Source organism: Acinetobacter sp. AG3 (assembly GCF_022343575.1).
GTDB classification, from domain to species: Bacteria; Pseudomonadota; Gammaproteobacteria; order Pseudomonadales; family Moraxellaceae; genus Acinetobacter; species Acinetobacter guillouiae.
Window position 1 is genome coordinate 1,748,994 of record NZ_JAKQZD010000001.1, and the last position, 16,256, is coordinate 1,765,249.

Consider the following 16,256-nt stretch of genomic DNA (forward strand, 5'->3'; position numbering starts at 1 on the left):
CATTATTCTTCATCTTGATATTGCGCATAATACTCAGGCGATAGATTACTAAAGCGCGTATATTGACCTTCAAAGGCTAAACGTACAGTCCCGATCGGGCCATTACGTTGTTTACCAATGATAATTTCAGCTGTGCCTGCTTCTTTCGACTCTTTGTTATAAACCTCATCACGGTAAATAAACATAATTAAATCGGCATCCTGCTCGATTGCACCTGATTCACGTAAGTCGGACATTACCGGACGTTTATTTGGGCGGTTTTCCAGAGAACGGTTAAGCTGTGACAGTGCAATAACAGGGCACATCATTTCCTTGGCAAGGGCTTTTAAGCTTCGTGAAATTTCACCAATCTCACCAACACGGTTATCACCCATGCCTGGCACTTTCATCAATTGTAGATAATCGATCATGATACAACCCAGCTTGCCACCATGTTGTTTGGCAATACGTCGTGCACGTGCCCGAAGTTCCGTTGGTGGCAGTGCAGATGAATCATCAATATAAAGATGTTTTTCTTGTAGCTGTAAAATGGTTCCTGTGACTTTAGACCATTCATCGCCGTCAAGCTTACCTGAACGTAAATGCCCTTGATGGACTTTACCGTATGCTGAAATGAGACGCATGGCGATAGAATCTGCTGGCATCTCCATAGAGAAAACCAGTGCTGGAAGATCACAGTTAAATAACACACTTTCTACAAGGTTCATGGCAAAGGTTGTTTTACCCATCGACGGACGTGCAGCAACAATGATCATATCACCAGCTTGCATACCAGAGGTTTTATTGTCTAACTCCATAAAACCTGTGGTTAAACCAGTGATATTGCCTTCCATTTGAGAAAGTTCATTTAACTTATCAAAAACGTCTGCTACAACTGAGGTAATGGCTTTTGGCCCTTGTGCTTTGGCATTATTATTATGTTGTTCTGCAATAGAGAAAATATTGGTTTCAGCAAGATCTAGAATTTCACTGACTTCACGACCTTTGGTGTCATAAGCATTTTGCAGGATTTCATTGCCCACTTTAATCATGCTTCTTAACGTTGAAAATTCTTTGATTTTGCCCGCATAGGTTTCTAGGTTATAGAAACTTGAAGGTGAATCTGACATCAATTGCATTAAATATTCTTCACCGCCAATTGCATCAAGCAAGTTTTGCTTAATCAGCCAATCGTTGACTAAAACTGCATCATATGGAGAGTTTTCTTGTGCCAGTTTTTCGATTGCACGGAAGATATATTTGTGACGTGTTGCATAAAAATCAGTTTCATTCAAAGTATCACTGACTTGTTCAAAAGACTCAGCAACCGTCATCAATGCAGCCAGTACAGCTTGTTCAATTGCCAAGTTATGAGGAGGCGTACGAAACTCTTTTAACTGAGCATTGTCTTTGTTTTTTGCATCAGTGCTGAAGGGATTCTGTTGAGCTGTGGCAGTTGCCTGAGACATATAAAACCTTGATTTTTAAATCGTGCAAAAACATTATTTACGTAATGTACGTGTGTACTGAAGTACTCACTTATCTTAATGCAAAATACTAAAAGTATCTAACAGTAATACCGATAAGTAGGGGAATGAATCAACTAGAAACAATTTCAGCTGATCCGAGCTAAAATTTAAAGATAAAAAAAGAGCATACAAAAGTATGCTCTTTTTTTCTGCAAGAAATTACTCAGATACGATAGTAACGAGAACTTCAGCAGTAACATCATGATGCAATTGGATTGCGATGTTAAATTCGCCAGTGTGACGAAGTGCACCGTTCGGTAAACGAACTTCAGCACGGTCAACAACAAGACCAGCATTTGTTAACGCGTCAGCGATATCACGAGTACCGATTGAACCGAATAATTTACCTTCATCACCAGCTTTCGCAGTGATAACGATGTTTACTTCGTTCAATTGGTCAGCACGTGCTTGAGCAGCAGCTAAAACTTCAGCTTCACCTTTCTCAAGTTCTGCACGACGAGCTTCAAATGCAGCAGTATTCGCTTCAGTCGCTGCAACTGCTTTACCTTGAGGGATAAGGTAGTTACGGCCGTAACCAGCTTTAACTGAAACTTTATCGCCTAATTTACCAAGGTTTTTAATGCGTTGTAATAAAATAATATCCACGGCTCAACCTCACTTATGATTGTCAGTGTAAGGAATCAACGCTAAGTAGCGAGCTTGTTTGATAGCAAGCGCTAATTGACGTTGGTAACGAGCTTTAGTACCTGTAATACGGCTAGGAACAATCTTGCCGTTTTCAGTGATGTACTGTTTTAAAGTGTCGATATCTTTGTAGTCGATGTACGTAACGTTCTCAGCTGTAAAGCGGCAGAACTTGCGACGACGGTAAAAACGTGCCATTGATGTTCTCCTTATGCTTCAACAGAATCTTGAGCTTGTTGTGCTTCTTCACGTTGAGCTTTACGCGCACGTTTTTCTTCAGCACTCTTAGCGAGTAAAGATTCTTCAGTGATTGCGTTTTCACGACGGATAATCACGTTACGAAGGATTGCATCGTTATAACGGAACAATTCTTCTAATTCATTAAGCGTAGTTTGGTTACATTCAATGTTCATTAAAATGTAATGCGCTTTATGGATTTTGTTAATTGGGTAAGCCAATTGGCGACGGCCCCAATCTTCAAGACGGTGAATTTGACCTTCAGCATCTTTGATGTGAGAAATGTAGCGTTCTACCATTCCCACAACTTGATCGCTTTGGTCTGGGTGTACCAGAATTACGATTTCGTAGTGACGCATTGTCAGCTCCTTACGGTTTATACAGCCCCAACCTTAAAAAGATTGAAGCAAGGAGTCACAATCAGCATAAACTTTAAACAACAGTTTAAAAGCCAGTAGATTGTGCCGCAAAAATTGCGAGCGCCTATTATAGGAAAGTTTGTGCGCAAACACAATTTAATATTCAAATATTTATTGGAATAACCACTAAAATTTTACAGCCCCGAGATTGAATTTCATCTTGTACCTATTTAGATTAAAAATGAATAAAAATATGGATCACTAAAATGACAAACTACAGTACTGAAAAACTTGAAACCATTGAATCTTATATTGAAAACCCTACACAAGACTTCTACTTTGATGTTTTTGATGGTCGTTATGACATTGTCATGGTGGTGGATTGGAGAGAAGAGGATGATGCAATTATTGGCTATTGTGAAAATATTTTAGAAACTGGACAATTGTCTGCTGAACTTGAAAATGCTGATAATCAACAAGGTTTTAGCATCACAATTCATTATGGTGAAAAATCATTGTTGATTCCTTATCAAGGAGAAGGTGCTGATCGTGATACCACACTACGGTCACTCAATGAAATTTTACAACCTGAGTATGAAATCCGTTTCTGTAAAGCTTCTGATGGTTCCGACACATTAGAATTTATTCCACTTCCGAAAAAATTATGGCATCAACTGGATATGAAATATGCGGGAAAAATGGATGCATTATTTGCTCGGTTTGAGCATGATTCTGTTTTTTTTGGAAGTTAATTGGGTCACTCAATTAGAAGTTAAATTGAATAAAAACATCAATTTATTGATTAGATTAATTCATGATTTATTTTGTGGTAATAAAAACACCACAAAACCCTTAAAGTTTGGATCAGTATCAAATTTAAGTTGCTGATCCCATTTACCATGTTGTACCAAGCCAATTTTATAAGGCAGTTTCAATGTTGAAGCCTTGGTTAAATAAGTCTGATAATTTAGAATAGTCGTAGTGCCTTGATAGGTTTGAATCACCATTTCATCAATATTTTCTCTAAATAGCCTAAGTGTAACTGGATCACGCAGATTTGCCCAATCCATCAAACTGGTGATGCTGAGTTGATAATGCTGTGGTAACTGCTTTCTAAGCTGTTGTAGAAATAAGCCATACGCTTTTAAATTTTTAGTTGGTGCATCAAAGTCGATTTGAATACCTTGAATGTGATTGCCTGCGCTTTCCCACTGTCGGACGCGTTGTAAAATTTTTTCTATTTCAGCGCCTTGCCAATTTAAATGATGATTTCGAAAAACTAACCATACTTTTTGATGTGGAATCTTAACCACAGAAATGCCTTGTTGGATCAAGATAGATTGGTTGGAATTTTTCTCCAGCCTAACTTCACCTTGTAAAATATAGATTTCCTTTGCTTTACTTAAATAAGGCGCAGACTTGATATTTCCCCAAATCCAAAAGGTATCATAGTCATTTGCATTGACCTGATCTAAGGCTGTTGCGGATTGACTCGGTTGACACGCCATTAATCCTAAACAACATTGGATTGTCAGTAGAACCGAGAAAATCTGTTTAAGCATGAATCAACTACCAATAATATTTTAAAGATTTTGCCCATGTGGTATTTGGATAGTCACGTTTAATTTGTGCGTACCATTGTTTGCGTGTGGATTTTGTGGCCTCTTTTCCACCACAGACATTTATACTACTCGGCGAATAACACATCACAGCGCGATAAAGCGCATAAGCTTGTAATTCACTTTTAGAATTGGATTTAATAATTTCTTTATAGACCTCACCACGACTAAAAGTTTCACCTGTAAAGGCATTTTTCGGCTGGCTAAAACTTGGACCATAGTAATAGTCACCATAAAAATTTTCTAAAGCAGTGCCTTGATTACGCATATATTCGCCTAGGCATAAACGATAAGTTAAATTTTTTGGATTTTTTTCTAAGCCAGCTGTTAAGGTGCTTAATTTAGGGCATTTGAGCGTTGGTGTAATTTCATGACCATTCCAAACAAAAACTTCGAAGTGGGGTTCTGACTTATAAGCTTTAATTTTGCTGTTGTATGCTTTGTATTCTGAGGCATCTTGAGGTAACCATGTGGTATAGGCTTTATTGAATACCGCATAGTTTTGACTCATTAAGCTTTTATCTAATAATGTATATAAAGCCAGATTCTTTTTATCAGCTGAACTGTCTTTGGCAGTAATGATACTTTCTAAAGCTTTGACATCGGCAATTTGAGTAATGAATGCTTTCTGTAAGCTTGCTTGTTTGATTTTTGAATGATTTCCTAAAAAGGCATTTTGGTTATTGGTGTTTTTATAGTGAATCGCTAGGGCGACTTCTGCCAAAGCTTTTTGATAAGGATTAGCAGAAATTGCGAGTAAATGGTCCCAATATTGTCCAATCAGATTTTTATCACTACTTTTTTCAAGAATGACCCCTTTAAGCGTATATTGGCTGAGTTCTAAATAATTTTGAATGGAATTGGGTTTTTGTTTCGGTAAATAATTTAACGCATCTTGCGGTTTTTTCTGAATAAAATATAAATGAACGGCTTGTAAATAACGGAACAACTCAGGTTGCTCCTTAAATACAGGTTTTTGTGCATTTAACTCGGACCAGCTAATTGGCCGGTACTGCGTAGAATCACTCTGACGCATATACATCAGATCATAAATGGCTAAAAAGAAAGGATCGTTGAGTGTTTTTGCATTGAAGTTTTCTAAACCAAATACCTTGCGATCTATTTCGGCCGCCAATGTGGACATATCGAGATTGTAATAATCTGATCTGGGGTGATCCATCTGCCAAATCATCTCTTTGACTAGCGCATCTTGTTGATTGGCAATCCAGTAGCCTCGGCGTAAAAAGCCTCTGGCACTGGCTACGTATTGACCTTTAGGGTAAAGCTTAAAATAATCAGTAATGCGATTAAAAAAAGTTTTAAGAAGCGCTTGATCAACTTTTTGAGTATCTAAATCACCATAAGTTCCTAATGACTGGCTATACAGCTCATTTAATGATGTGCGGATGAGCATGTATTGAGCGGTTTCTTTTAACCAAGGGTCATCAACTTGGCTTAGTGCTGTAAATATTTTAGTTGCTGAGGAATAGTTAGCTTTGTAAAATAAAATGATCCCATTTAAATAAGAAGCATACTGTTGAGCGGATTGTGTCCATTCTGTATTGACCTGAATCAGTGGAATAGTTTGTTGACAATTTTTGATCTGATTTCGTTGTTCTAACAAGCTGCTTTTTTCGTTTTGAGATATTTTCTTGTGATTTGAAACTTGTTGAAGAAAAACTTCAGCACCAGATTTGAGGGTTATACAGCGCTCATCATAGACGTGATCATTTGCATCATAAAAAGCACGTTTGTTTGGAATCTTATTTTCAGATGCTTGAGTTAGTTCGGTTGGGTAAAAAGGGACTAAGCCACTAGACGTATCCCATAAACTCATTTTATCAACTTCAAATGCTTTGATACTTGCTAAACCTTTGTCACTTAGCAGTAGCATCATGTTGGTTCTATTGTCATTGGCTGGATAGAGTATAGGGAGATTTAATATACGATATTGATTGTTGTTTAGGTCAAAAGTTGGTGATGCGATTTCTTCTGCAGCGCCAGCAAAGCTAGAAGTAGGGTGAACTACCAAAGGTAAACCGACAAGAAAGACATATTGCAGTGTTTTATTTTTAAAAAGCATAAAGTGCCTATCGTTATAATAAAAATTTTAATATTTTAATTTTATTTATGCAGATAAAAAAAAGATAGAGAGAACTCTATCTTTTTTTAAAACAGTGGCAAATGAGGTGCAGGGGAGACATAACTAAAACTAAAGCTCACACTGAGCGCTGTAATTAGAATGACGGAATACAAAAAATATTTTTTTGCCCAGACCTGATCATTTTCAGCTTTAAATCCAATAATCGATAAATATACCCAATAGGCACATAAAGCATTAAAGGTAATAAGGAAGAAAATGTTGGTATAGCCAAAACAATACAATCCATTTAAAACTGCAGCAAACAGAATAACGTAAATTAAACTTTCAACTTTCGTGCGAAAAATTGAACGGGCTACAGGTAAAATTGGAATATTTGCATTTTTATAATCATCAAATCGATAGATTGCAATTCCCCAAGAATGTGGCATTTGCCAGAGTGCATAAGCTAAAAAAATCAGCAAAGCGGCAACATCAAATCCGTTGGAAACAGCAGTATATCCAATTACAGGAGGGCTTGCGCCAGAAATACTTCCAATCACAGTTTGGTGAATGGTAGTACGTTTACTCCAAAGACTATAAAAAATCACATACACAACAAAGCCGAGTACAGCAAAGCCAAATGCGTAGGCGTTGACAAAAAACCACAACAAAGCAAAGCCAATTAAACCGAGCACAGCAGAAAAAATTAAAGCAACTGTTGGGCTGATGGTTTTTTTGACAAGCGCACGATTCATTGTACGTTGCATTTTTTGGTCAATGTCTTGGTCAATGACATTATTCACCACACAGCCAGAGGCAACGACAAGCGTAGTGCCGAGTAATGTGATGAGAAGTAAAAGGAAATCTACAGAACCTTGAGCGGCTAAGAAAAAGCCGCCCAAAGTGGTAACGAAGTTACCAAAGAGAATTCCTGGCTTAGTCAGGAATAGATATTTTTTCAACATGACACCCTAGAGCATCATGTTTGAATGTAAGTAGTTCATGATCCATACAGAACCAATTAATAGAACTGCAATCGTCAGAATCGTATAGATGAATGCAATCACATTCCAGCGTTGTTCAGAAGATGAATTCATGTGCAAGAAGAAAACTAATTGTACAAGAACCTGAGCAATCGCAGTGATCGCAATCGTTGCAACAACTGCACCACCAGTCATTCCTTTCATCACCATCCCGAAAGGGATGATGGTCAATACGACAGAAAGAATGAAGCCGATAGAGTATTGTTTGATGTTTCCGTGCGAAGCACCAGCAGCATTATGATCATGACTCATTATAAAGCTCCCAGTAAATAAACTACGCTGAATACACAGATCCAAACGATGTCAAGGAAGTGCCAGAACAAACTTAGGCAAGCAAGACGACGTGTATTTGGAACAGTCAAACCATTTTTCTTGATTTGAACCATTAACACGATCATCCAGACCAAACCAGATGTTACGTGGATACCATGCGTACCTACAAGGGTAAAGAACGCAGATAAAAACGCACTGTGGGTAGGACCATGACCAGCGTGAACTAAATGATTAAATTCATAAAGTTCCATACCGATGAATGTTGCACCAAAGAGCCAAGTGATAATTAACCACATAAGCACTTGGTTAACATTTTTCTTGTAAGAAGCAAGTACCGCAAAACCGAAAGTCACAGAAGAAATCAAGAGAGCAAAGGTTTCAACAAGTACGAAACCTAAAGACTCACCAAATAACTCTTTTGGACTTGGAGTACCAGGCGGAATATGACTGCTTAATACAGCGAACGCGATGAAGAGTGTACCGAATAAAATCAAGTCACTCATCAAGTATGTCCAGAAACCAAAGACGGTGATGTCTGTATCATCGTGATGATGATGTTCATCGTGTCCGTGGTTGTCGTGATGAAGTACTTCAGCCATATCCTTAGTCCTTCTTCAAGTGTTTTTCAAGTAAAGCATAACGCTCGTTTTCGATACGTTCTACTTCAGCAGCTGGTACGTAGTAGTCCACTTTTTTAGTGAATGAACTTACGATGAAGCTGATAACAGCACCAAGGAAAGTTGCAACGACTAACCACCAGATATGCCAGATTAAAGCGAAGCCCATTGCTGTAATGAACAAGGCAATAACAAAACCAGCAGCACGGTCAGTTGGCATATGAATATCTTCATATTTCTCAGGACGTGCATACGCTACACCATTCTCTTTGTCATTCCAGAAAGTATCAATACCATTGATTTTTGGAATTTCAGCAAAGTTATAGAACGGAGCAGGGGATGAAGTAGACCATTCAAGTACACGACCATCCCATGGATCGCCTGTGTTGTCCATGTTGTCGTGACGTTGTAAGAAACCAACAATAACTTGCATTAAGAAACAAGCAATACCGATTGCTACAAGCACAGCACCAAACAAAGCAATTGCTAAGTATGGGTCCCATTCAGGGTTGTCATATGTATTCAAACGACGTGTCATACCCATGAAACCAAGGATATAAAGTGGCATGAATGCAAAATAGAAACCAAAGAACCAGAACCAGAACGATGCTTTACCCCAAGTTTCATTTAACTTCCAACCAAACATTTTTGGCCAGTAGAAAGTGATACCTGCGAACATACCGAATACAACACCACCAATAATTACGTTATGGAAGTGAGCGATCAAGAATAAAGAGTTGTGTACCAAGAAGTCAGCTGGTGGAACAGCCATCAATACACCCGTTAAACCACCGATACCGAAAGTCACAAGGAAGCCAAGTGTCCAGTACATTGGTGATGTAAAGGTAATACGACCCTTATACATAGTGAATAACCATGAGAAGATTTTCACACCAGTAGGAATCGCAATAATCATGGTCATGATACCGAAGAACGCGTTAACGTTGGCACCAGCACCCATGGTAAAGAAGTGGTGTAACCATACCACGAAAGCAAGTACTGTAATCGCAATCGTTGCATACACCATAGACTTGTAACCGAACAACGTTTTACGAGAGAACGTTGAAACGATTTCAGAGTAAAGACCAAAAGCAGGTAATACTAAGATATATACTTCTGGGTGACCCCATGTCCAAATCAAGTTCACATAAAGCATTGGGCTACCGCCAAGCTCATTGGTGAAGAAGTGGAAACCGAAGTAACGGTCTAGCGTTAACATTGCAATTGTTGCAGTCAATACTGGGAAAGATGCAATGATCAATACTGCTGTACAAAGTGCAGTCCAAGTAAAGATCGGCATGTCCATAAGTTTCATACCAGGTGCACGCATTTTGATGATGGTAACAAAGAAGTTAACACCGGTTAAAAGCGTACCTAGACCAGAAACCTGAAGTGCCCAGATATAGTAGTCAACACCAACACCAGGAGAATATTGAATGCCAGAAAGAGGTGGATAAGCCATCCAACCTGTTGCAGCAAACTCACCTAATACTAGTGAAACCATCATCAAACCAGCAGCACCAGCAAATAACCAGAAGCTCACAGAGTTTAATAATGGGAATGCAACGTCACGCGCACCAATTTGAAGTGGTACAGTGATGTTCATCATACCAACAACAAGACCCATTGCTACGAAGAAGATCATGATTACACCATGTGCGGTGAAGATCTGATCGTAATGGTCTGGATGTAAGTAACCTTCACCGCCACCTTTTGCAAGGAACAGTTGAAGACGCATCATGATTGCATCTGCGAAACCACGAAGTAGCATCACAACAGACACAAGGATATACATAATACCAATTTTTTTATGGTCTACAGATTTAAACCATACATTCCAGAGGTAACCCCATTTTTTGAAATAGGTGATACCGCCGAAAACTGCAATTGCACCAAGAGCCATAATGACCATTGTTACAAGTACAATCGGCTCTTTAGGGATTGCATCCCAATTGAGTTTACCTAATAACAAAGACATGTCTTATTCCCCTACAGAAGCAGTTGCATGTTCAGCACCTGCATGTTCAGCACCTGCATGGTCTGCACCATGGTAGTTGCTCATGTAAGTGTTGATAATGCTTTTGAACAAGTCAGGCGTAACTGAAGAATAATAAGTCACAGGATGAGGCTTAGTAGGGAATGGACCTTTACGTTCAGCTTCGTGTGCAGCTTTAAGTTCTTCTGGAGTATGCGCATTGTTCAGCATTGCTTCAATTTGGTGTTTAGAACGATCACCATCTTTGAGCGTAGCAAATTCAGTCGCATCAAGCGTGGTTTTTTGGATCGCTTCAGGATTAATTGAAGTACCTTTACCTGCTTTAATAGCGTCTACCCAAGTGTTGAAGTCAGCATCTGAAACAGCATGAGCTCTGAAACGCATTTGCGTAAAGCCATAGCCGCTATAGTTTGCTGAGAATCCACGGTAGCCATCTGCTGGACTTGGATGTTCTGCAAGCATATGTAACTTAGTTTGCATACCTGCCATTGCATAAACCTGACCTGCTAACTTAGGAATGAAGAATGAGTTCATTGTAAAGTTAGAAGTGATTTGAAATTCAATTGGTTTATTGACTGGGAAACGAACTTCGTTAATTGTAGCTATTTGTTGTTCAGGATAGATAAATACCCATTTAAATTGTTCAGCGACTGCTTGAATTTTTAAATGTTCTTCCATCTGACCTTGAGTATTCGTTAATGGTCTGTAAGGGTCATATTTGTGTGAACCCCACCATGTTAAATACGCAAGAATAGCAATAATAATACACGGGATACCCCATACTACAATTTCAATCGCAGTAGAGTGTGCCCATGTAGGTTTATAGTCTGCATCTTTATTTGACGCGCGATATTTCCAACCAAACCACAATGCCATCAAGATCGAAGGAATTACGACCAATAGCATTAAGTAGATCGCAGTCATCATCAGGCTACTTTGACCTTCAGCGACTGGACCTTTAGAGTTTAGAAGTACTATATCACCACCACACCCAGTTAAGAGTGCGGCGATCGCAGATAAAGACAATACAGCTAAAGTCGTTTGTCTCATTTTACAACCTCGGTGAAGAGTCCCATTCCCTATATAAATATGGGATAGCGATTAAAGTGCCGCATGATTGAAAATGACTATTATTTCTAAATAGAAAACATTCTCAATGATCTGACACCGCTACGTTGTAGGGCATTATGCCTCATATCGTCAAACTTAGCTATACATAGAGGTTGAATATATTGATGTAAAAATACCTGATATTTTTAGTCGGAATTATAAGGAAAACAAAAACATAAATTATTATTTTGTGCTTGGCTAGCGATAAAAAATGGCGGTATAACCGCCATTTGAATTATTCTGAAAGATCAATAACTTTGGTTTTAGAAATACGATCATGTAATGCATAATTCTCTTTAGAGAAAAACATGAACAAATCAACAATGAAAATGATGGCAATCAGAGGCAATACGCTCATAACTTGAGACAGGATAAGAAATAAAAATGAACGAACAAAAAATCCTCTTAGCGACCCTGGCAATTGATTGGTATTGACATCAACAATCTGCAGTTTGAATATTTTTTTACCAATAGATTGTCCAAGTTTGGTAATCATAAAGCATTGAGTGATCAAGAGAATAAGTACAAAGACCATCAGAGCAATATTCAGATAGGCTGGCATACTTTGACTGATCATTTCAGCAATTTTAACTTGGTTGTCTACTGAAAAACCATCTGAAGCAACTTTGATTGCATCTTCAGGCATAAAATAAGCAATAGCGATGAATTGGGGTAAAAACAAAAGGGCAAAATCGATAAGTTTGGCTGAGATTCGTTTACCTACAGGTGCTGCTTTAATGATTTTTTTTGTACTTTTTTCAATTTTTATATTGGTGATAGCCGGATTTTGTTGACGATCAATTTGTTCGTTGTTTGATGACGTTGGTGTGACATAACCAATAGGCTCATAAACAAGTTTACCTTGTGTAAGTTCACCAAGTGCTTTCCATTCCGTTAATCCTTGATGCCAAGCTAAATCTGTTAAAAGTACTTGCTGGCTTGCAAGCATTTGATTCAGTTGTTCAATTGAATACGGACCAGCTTGTTGGTTATTTCTCGCCAAGTAAATTTGCATAAAACTTAATTCTCAAAATAAATCTAAAAGTACAAAATTGGTAGATGAAAATGAACATAACCGCAACTTTGTTCACCTACTTTTTTAAACCACTATGTATACTAGATTTTTGAATGTATTAACATTAAATTTACACGAAATCTTAAAATATCAAGAAAAATTAACCTATTTAGCAGCAGAGGAGTGACTGTAAAACTTGGTTCAACATTCAAACACAGATGTGAAAACTGAATACACCAACGATATATCTAATATTTGCATCTACGTTAAAAACTACCAATCTTAAATCTGATACTTCATAGAATATTAAAATCAAAGTTTAAAAAATATACATAAAAAAGACCCTGCTAGAGGGTCTTTTTAAACAGCTTTGATTAAGATTGTTTAATCTTTTCTTCTGCAAGGAAGAACCAAGTATCTAAAACTGAGTCTGGGTTTAATGAAACAGATTCAATACCTTGTTCCATTAACCATTTTGCAAGATCAGGGTGATCAGAAGGACCTTGACCACAGATACCTACATATTTACCCGCTTTACGGCAAGCATGAATTGCCATAGAAAGTAATGCTTTTACTGCTGGATCACGTTCGTCAAACAAGTGAGAAACGATACCAGAGTCACGGTCTAAACCAAGTGTTAGCTGAGTTAAGTCATTTGAACCGATAGAGAAACCATCGAAGTGTTCAAGGAATTGTTCAGCAAGTAATGCGTTTGTTGGTAACTCACACATCATGATCACTTTAAGACCGTTTTCACCACGTCTAAGACCGTTCTGAGCCAATAACTCAATAACACGTTTCGCTTCAGATACTGTACGTACAAAAGGAATCATGATTTGAATGTTGGTTAAACCCATTTCATCACGTGCTTTTTTCAATGCACGGCATTCGAGTTCAAAGCAGTCACGGAAGTTATCAGATACATAACGACTCGCACCACGGAAACCAAGCATTGGGTTTTCTTCTTCAGGCTCGTAAAGCTTACCACCAATCAAGTTTGCATATTCATTCGACTTAAAGTCAGACATACGAACAATTACTGGTTTGTCAGCAAATGCAGCTGCAAGGGTAGAAATACCTTCAACCAATTTTTCAACATAGAATTCAATCGGTGATGCATAACCAGCAGTACGTGCCAGAACGGCCGCACGTGTTTCGCGTGGTAGGCTGTCAATGTTTAACAACGCTTTTGGATGCACACCAATCATACGGTTGATGATGAATTCTAAACGTGCAAGACCAATCCCTTCGTTTGGAATTTGAGCAAAGTCAAATGCACGGTCAGGGTTACCTACGTTCATCATAATTTTGAACGGAAGTTTAGGCATAGATTCGATCGAGTTACGTTGAATTTCGAAATCTAACGCACCTTCATAAATAAAGCCTGTATCACCTTCAGCACAAGAAACAGTGACTTCTTGACCATCAACAAGCACTTCTGTTGCATTACCACAACCTACGATGGCAGGAACACCAAGTTCACGGGCAATAATTGCCGCATGACAAGTACGACCACCACGGTTAGTTACAATTGCAGCCGCACGTTTCATCACTGGTTCCCAATCTGGGTCAGTCATGTCAGATACAAGAACATCACCTTCTTGTACTTTGTCCATTTCTTTAATTGAGGTAACGATACGAACTTTACCAGAACCAATACGTTGACCAATTGAACGACCTTCACAAAGAACTGTACCTTTTTGTTTAAGGAGGTAACGTTCCATTGTGCCGACATTCTCACGGCTTTTTACCGTTTCAGGGCGTGCTTGAACGATATAGATTTGACCATCATCACCGTCTTTTGCCCATTCGATATCCATCGGCGCTTGATAATGTTCTTCAATGATCAAGGCTTGTTTAGCAAGTTCTTGAAGCTCTAAATCATTTAAAGCAAATTGCTGACGATCTGTTTTTTCAACATCAACAACCACAACAGATTTACCCGCAGCACCTTCTTCACCATAAATCATTTTTTGGTGTTTAGAACCAAGATTACGGCGAATAACGGCATGTTTGCCATTTCTTAGAAGTGGCTTAGAAACATAGAATTCGTCAGGGTTTACTGCACCTTGTACAACCATTTCCCCCAAACCGTAAGAAGCAGTAATAAATACTGCTTCACGGAAACCAGATTCTGTATCAAGTGTAAACATTACACCTGCAGCACCCGTTTCAGAGCGAACCATACGCTGAATACCAGCAGAAAGCGCAACAATATCATGTGCAAAATTTTGGTGTACACGGTAAGCAATGGCACGGTCATTATAAAGTGAAGCAAAAACTTCTTTAATTGCGATAAGAACGTTGTCGATCCCACGAATGTTTAAGAAAGTTTCTTGTTGACCCGCAAATGAAGCATCTGGTAAGTCTTCAGCAGTTGCAGAAGAACGTACCGCAACAGCGATGTCAGGATTACCGTTAGAAAGGGCAGCAAATGCTTCGCGAACTTCAGTCTCTAGACCTGTAGTAAGTGGAGTTTCTACAATCCATTGACGGATTTTTGCACCAGTTTCTGCCAGTGCGATTACATCATCAACATTTAATGCTGCAAGTTCTGCATTGATTTTAGCATTTAGGCCACTTTGCTCTAGGAATTCGCGATATGCATCAGCAGTCGTTGCAAATCCACCTGGAACCGATACACCAGCATTTGCTAAATGACTGATCATTTCCCCAAGTGAAGAGTTTTTACCACCCACGATCTCAACGTCGTGTTTACCTAGTTTTTCCAGACCGATTACGCGTGCTTCCAAAGTTGTTACTCCACTTATGCAGTATTAATCACTATCTTGGCATGAAATTATAACAAAAAACTTAGCATTTTGATTCAACTAAGTGATAGTCATGTAAGATGGGCTTACTATAAAGATTATACATCGCTAAGACAAATGTTTGAGGAGATTTTTAATGTCAGAAAGTAACCAAATAAAGCGGAGCGTATTTTTTATTTCTGATGGTACAGCGATTACGGCTGAAACCCTTGGGCATTCATTATTAGCGCAATTTCCTCATGTAAAGTTTGATATCCATATTATTCCCTATATTACCTCTGAAGAAGCTGCAATGAATGTAGTCGAAGAAATCAATAAAAGGGCGGATAAAGATGGTCAACAACCTTTGGTATTCGATACTTTGGTTGACCCTTATGTTCGTGACATTATTAACACTGCAAATGCTGTAAATCTTGATGTTTTTGAAGGGCTTATTAGTAAGTTGTCGGACGTTTTAGGTACACCGCCTACAACTTTAGTCGGACAAACCCATGCTGTGACGGATTCTGAGTCGTATAAAGCACGTATTGATGCTGTTCATTTTGCTTTGGATAACGATGATGGGGCACGTACCCGCCATTATGACAAAGCAGATTTAATCCTGATCGGCGTATCGCGTTCTGGTAAAACTCCAACTTCAATTTATTTATCTTTGCAGTTTGGTATTCGAGTTGCAAACTACCCATTGACCGAAGAAGATTTAGACGATAATCGCTTACCTGCGGTACTGAAAGAACATAAAAATAAACTATTTGGTTTGATGATTGATGCTGAACGTCTCGTTGCCATTCGTTCTGAACGTAAAGCCAATAGTCGCTATGCGAGCTTTTCGCAGTGTCAGATGGAGCTGCGTGCTGTTGAAGGGATCTATATTTCTGAAGGGATTAAATATTTAAATGTTTCAGAGATGTCGATTGAAGAAATTTCAACACGCGTATTACAAATGACAGGTCTAAAACGTCGTATTGGATAATCCATCA

Annotated in this window: 15 protein-coding genes; 2 read left to right on the plus strand and 13 right to left on the minus strand. The window is 38.6% G+C overall.

What is annotated here, in order from left to right; all coding sequences use genetic code 11:
- Positions 1 to 2: 2 nt before the first annotated feature.
- From dnaB to rpsF, 4 genes are all read right to left on the minus strand, one after another.
- Positions 3 to 1,448, minus strand: coding sequence for a replicative DNA helicase (gene dnaB, locus L3V46_RS08035; RefSeq protein WP_004719332.1), 1,446 nt, complete (start codon positions 1,446 to 1,448; stop codon positions 3 to 5).
- A 219-nt stretch (positions 1,449 to 1,667) separates the two neighbouring features.
- Positions 1,668 to 2,114 carry a 50S ribosomal protein L9 gene (gene rplI / locus L3V46_RS08040; protein WP_004719333.1) on the minus strand — a complete coding sequence of 149 codons (447 nt, stop codon included), beginning with the start codon at positions 2,112 to 2,114 and terminating at the stop codon, positions 1,668 to 1,670.
- A 9-nt stretch (positions 2,115 to 2,123) separates the two neighbouring features.
- Positions 2,124 to 2,351: a 30S ribosomal protein S18 gene (gene rpsR, locus L3V46_RS08045; RefSeq protein ID WP_004719336.1), complete on the minus strand. Its 228-nt coding sequence runs from the start codon at positions 2,349 to 2,351 to the stop codon at positions 2,124 to 2,126.
- Positions 2,352 to 2,362: 11 nt separating this feature from the next.
- Positions 2,363 to 2,749 (minus strand): 30S ribosomal protein S6, encoded by a 387-nt coding sequence (rpsF, locus tag L3V46_RS08050; protein ID WP_004719337.1) that lies wholly within the window; start codon positions 2,747 to 2,749, stop codon positions 2,363 to 2,365.
- 266 nt (positions 2,750 to 3,015) lie between these two features.
- On the opposite strand from rpsF, the gene L3V46_RS08055 reads away from it, so the two are divergent.
- Positions 3,016 to 3,501, plus strand: coding sequence for a hypothetical protein (locus L3V46_RS08055; RefSeq protein ID WP_239045394.1), 486 nt, complete (start codon positions 3,016 to 3,018; stop codon positions 3,499 to 3,501).
- Positions 3,502 to 3,561: 60 nt separating this feature from the next.
- Here L3V46_RS08055 and L3V46_RS08060 read toward each other — a convergent pair whose 3' ends face one another.
- The 9 genes from L3V46_RS08060 to ppsA all read right to left on the minus strand — a co-directional run bounded on the left by L3V46_RS08060 (position 3,562) and on the right by ppsA (position 15,258).
- The gene (locus L3V46_RS08060; protein WP_239045395.1) at positions 3,562 to 4,311 is read right to left on the minus strand and encodes a DUF3142 domain-containing protein; all 750 of its coding nucleotides are present in this window, start codon (positions 4,309 to 4,311) and stop codon (positions 3,562 to 3,564) included.
- 7 nt (positions 4,312 to 4,318) lie between these two features.
- A complete protein-coding gene (locus L3V46_RS08065; protein ID WP_239045396.1) occupies positions 4,319 to 6,451 on the minus strand; it encodes a hypothetical protein in 2,133 nt (710 codons plus the stop codon).
- Positions 6,452 to 6,537: 86 nt separating this feature from the next.
- On the minus strand, positions 6,538 to 7,416 hold the full coding sequence (cyoE, locus tag L3V46_RS08070) for a heme o synthase (protein WP_004719345.1): 879 nt from the start codon (positions 7,414 to 7,416) through the stop codon (positions 6,538 to 6,540).
- A 6-nt stretch (positions 7,417 to 7,422) separates the two neighbouring features.
- On the minus strand, positions 7,423 to 7,749 hold the full coding sequence (gene cyoD, locus L3V46_RS08075; protein ID WP_171066910.1) for a cytochrome o ubiquinol oxidase subunit IV: 327 nt from the start codon (positions 7,747 to 7,749) through the stop codon (positions 7,423 to 7,425).
- Positions 7,746 to 8,366 (minus strand): cytochrome o ubiquinol oxidase subunit III, encoded by a 621-nt coding sequence (gene cyoC, locus L3V46_RS08080; RefSeq protein WP_004719350.1) that lies wholly within the window; start codon positions 8,364 to 8,366, stop codon positions 7,746 to 7,748. The genes cyoD and cyoC overlap by 4 nt, the downstream gene beginning before the upstream one ends.
- Before the next feature lie 4 nt (positions 8,367 to 8,370).
- Positions 8,371 to 10,362, minus strand: a complete 1,992-nt coding sequence (gene cyoB, locus L3V46_RS08085; RefSeq protein WP_004719352.1) for a cytochrome o ubiquinol oxidase subunit I — start codon at positions 10,360 to 10,362, stop codon at positions 8,371 to 8,373.
- A gap of 3 nt (positions 10,363 to 10,365) precedes the next feature.
- Positions 10,366 to 11,430, minus strand: a complete 1,065-nt coding sequence (gene cyoA, locus L3V46_RS08090; protein WP_004822435.1) for a ubiquinol oxidase subunit II — start codon at positions 11,428 to 11,430, stop codon at positions 10,366 to 10,368.
- Positions 11,431 to 11,725: 295 nt separating this feature from the next.
- Positions 11,726 to 12,505, minus strand: a complete 780-nt coding sequence (locus L3V46_RS08095) for an RDD family protein (protein WP_239045397.1) — start codon at positions 12,503 to 12,505, stop codon at positions 11,726 to 11,728.
- A gap of 374 nt (positions 12,506 to 12,879) precedes the next feature.
- A complete protein-coding gene (ppsA, locus tag L3V46_RS08100; RefSeq protein ID WP_004719359.1) occupies positions 12,880 to 15,258 on the minus strand; it encodes a phosphoenolpyruvate synthase in 2,379 nt (792 codons plus the stop codon).
- Between the two features lie 154 nt (positions 15,259 to 15,412).
- Between ppsA and L3V46_RS08105 the strand changes: the two genes are divergently transcribed.
- Positions 15,413 to 16,249, plus strand: coding sequence for a pyruvate, water dikinase regulatory protein (locus L3V46_RS08105; RefSeq protein ID WP_004719361.1), 837 nt, complete (start codon positions 15,413 to 15,415; stop codon positions 16,247 to 16,249).
- The last annotated feature ends 7 nt before the right edge of the window (positions 16,250 to 16,256 follow it).

What these genes read in the sequence shown, in the direction of transcription:
- rpsR (WP_004719336.1), bottom strand. Translation starts at nt 2,351, where the DNA reads ATGGCACGTTTTTACCGTCGTCGCAAGTTCTGCCGCTTTACAGCTGAG.
- L3V46_RS08105 (WP_004719361.1), top strand. Translation starts at nt 15,413, where the DNA reads ATGTCAGAAAGTAACCAAATAAAGCGGAGCGTATTTTTTATTTCTGAT.
- L3V46_RS08060 (WP_239045395.1), bottom strand. Translation starts at nt 4,311, where the DNA reads ATGCTTAAACAGATTTTCTCGGTTCTACTGACAATCCAATGTTGTTTA.
- cyoB (WP_004719352.1), bottom strand. Translation starts at nt 10,362, where the DNA reads ATGTCTTTGTTATTAGGTAAACTCAATTGGGATGCAATCCCTAAAGAG.
- rpsF (WP_004719337.1), bottom strand. Translation starts at nt 2,749, where the DNA reads ATGCGTCACTACGAAATCGTAATTCTGGTACACCCAGACCAAAGCGAT.
- cyoC (WP_004719350.1), bottom strand. Translation starts at nt 8,366, where the DNA reads ATGGCTGAAGTACTTCATCACGACAACCACGGACACGATGAACATCAT.
- cyoE (WP_004719345.1), bottom strand. Translation starts at nt 7,416, where the DNA reads ATGTTGAAAAAATATCTATTCCTGACTAAGCCAGGAATTCTCTTTGGT.
- L3V46_RS08065 (WP_239045396.1), bottom strand. Translation starts at nt 6,451, where the DNA reads ATGCTTTTTAAAAATAAAACACTGCAATATGTCTTTCTTGTCGGTTTA.
- L3V46_RS08095 (WP_239045397.1), bottom strand. Translation starts at nt 12,505, where the DNA reads ATGCAAATTTACTTGGCGAGAAATAACCAACAAGCTGGTCCGTATTCA.
- cyoA (WP_004822435.1), bottom strand. Translation starts at nt 11,430, where the DNA reads ATGAGACAAACGACTTTAGCTGTATTGTCTTTATCTGCGATCGCCGCA.
- L3V46_RS08055 (WP_239045394.1), top strand. Translation starts at nt 3,016, where the DNA reads ATGACAAACTACAGTACTGAAAAACTTGAAACCATTGAATCTTATATT.
- dnaB (WP_004719332.1), bottom strand. Translation starts at nt 1,448, where the DNA reads ATGTCTCAGGCAACTGCCACAGCTCAACAGAATCCCTTCAGCACTGAT.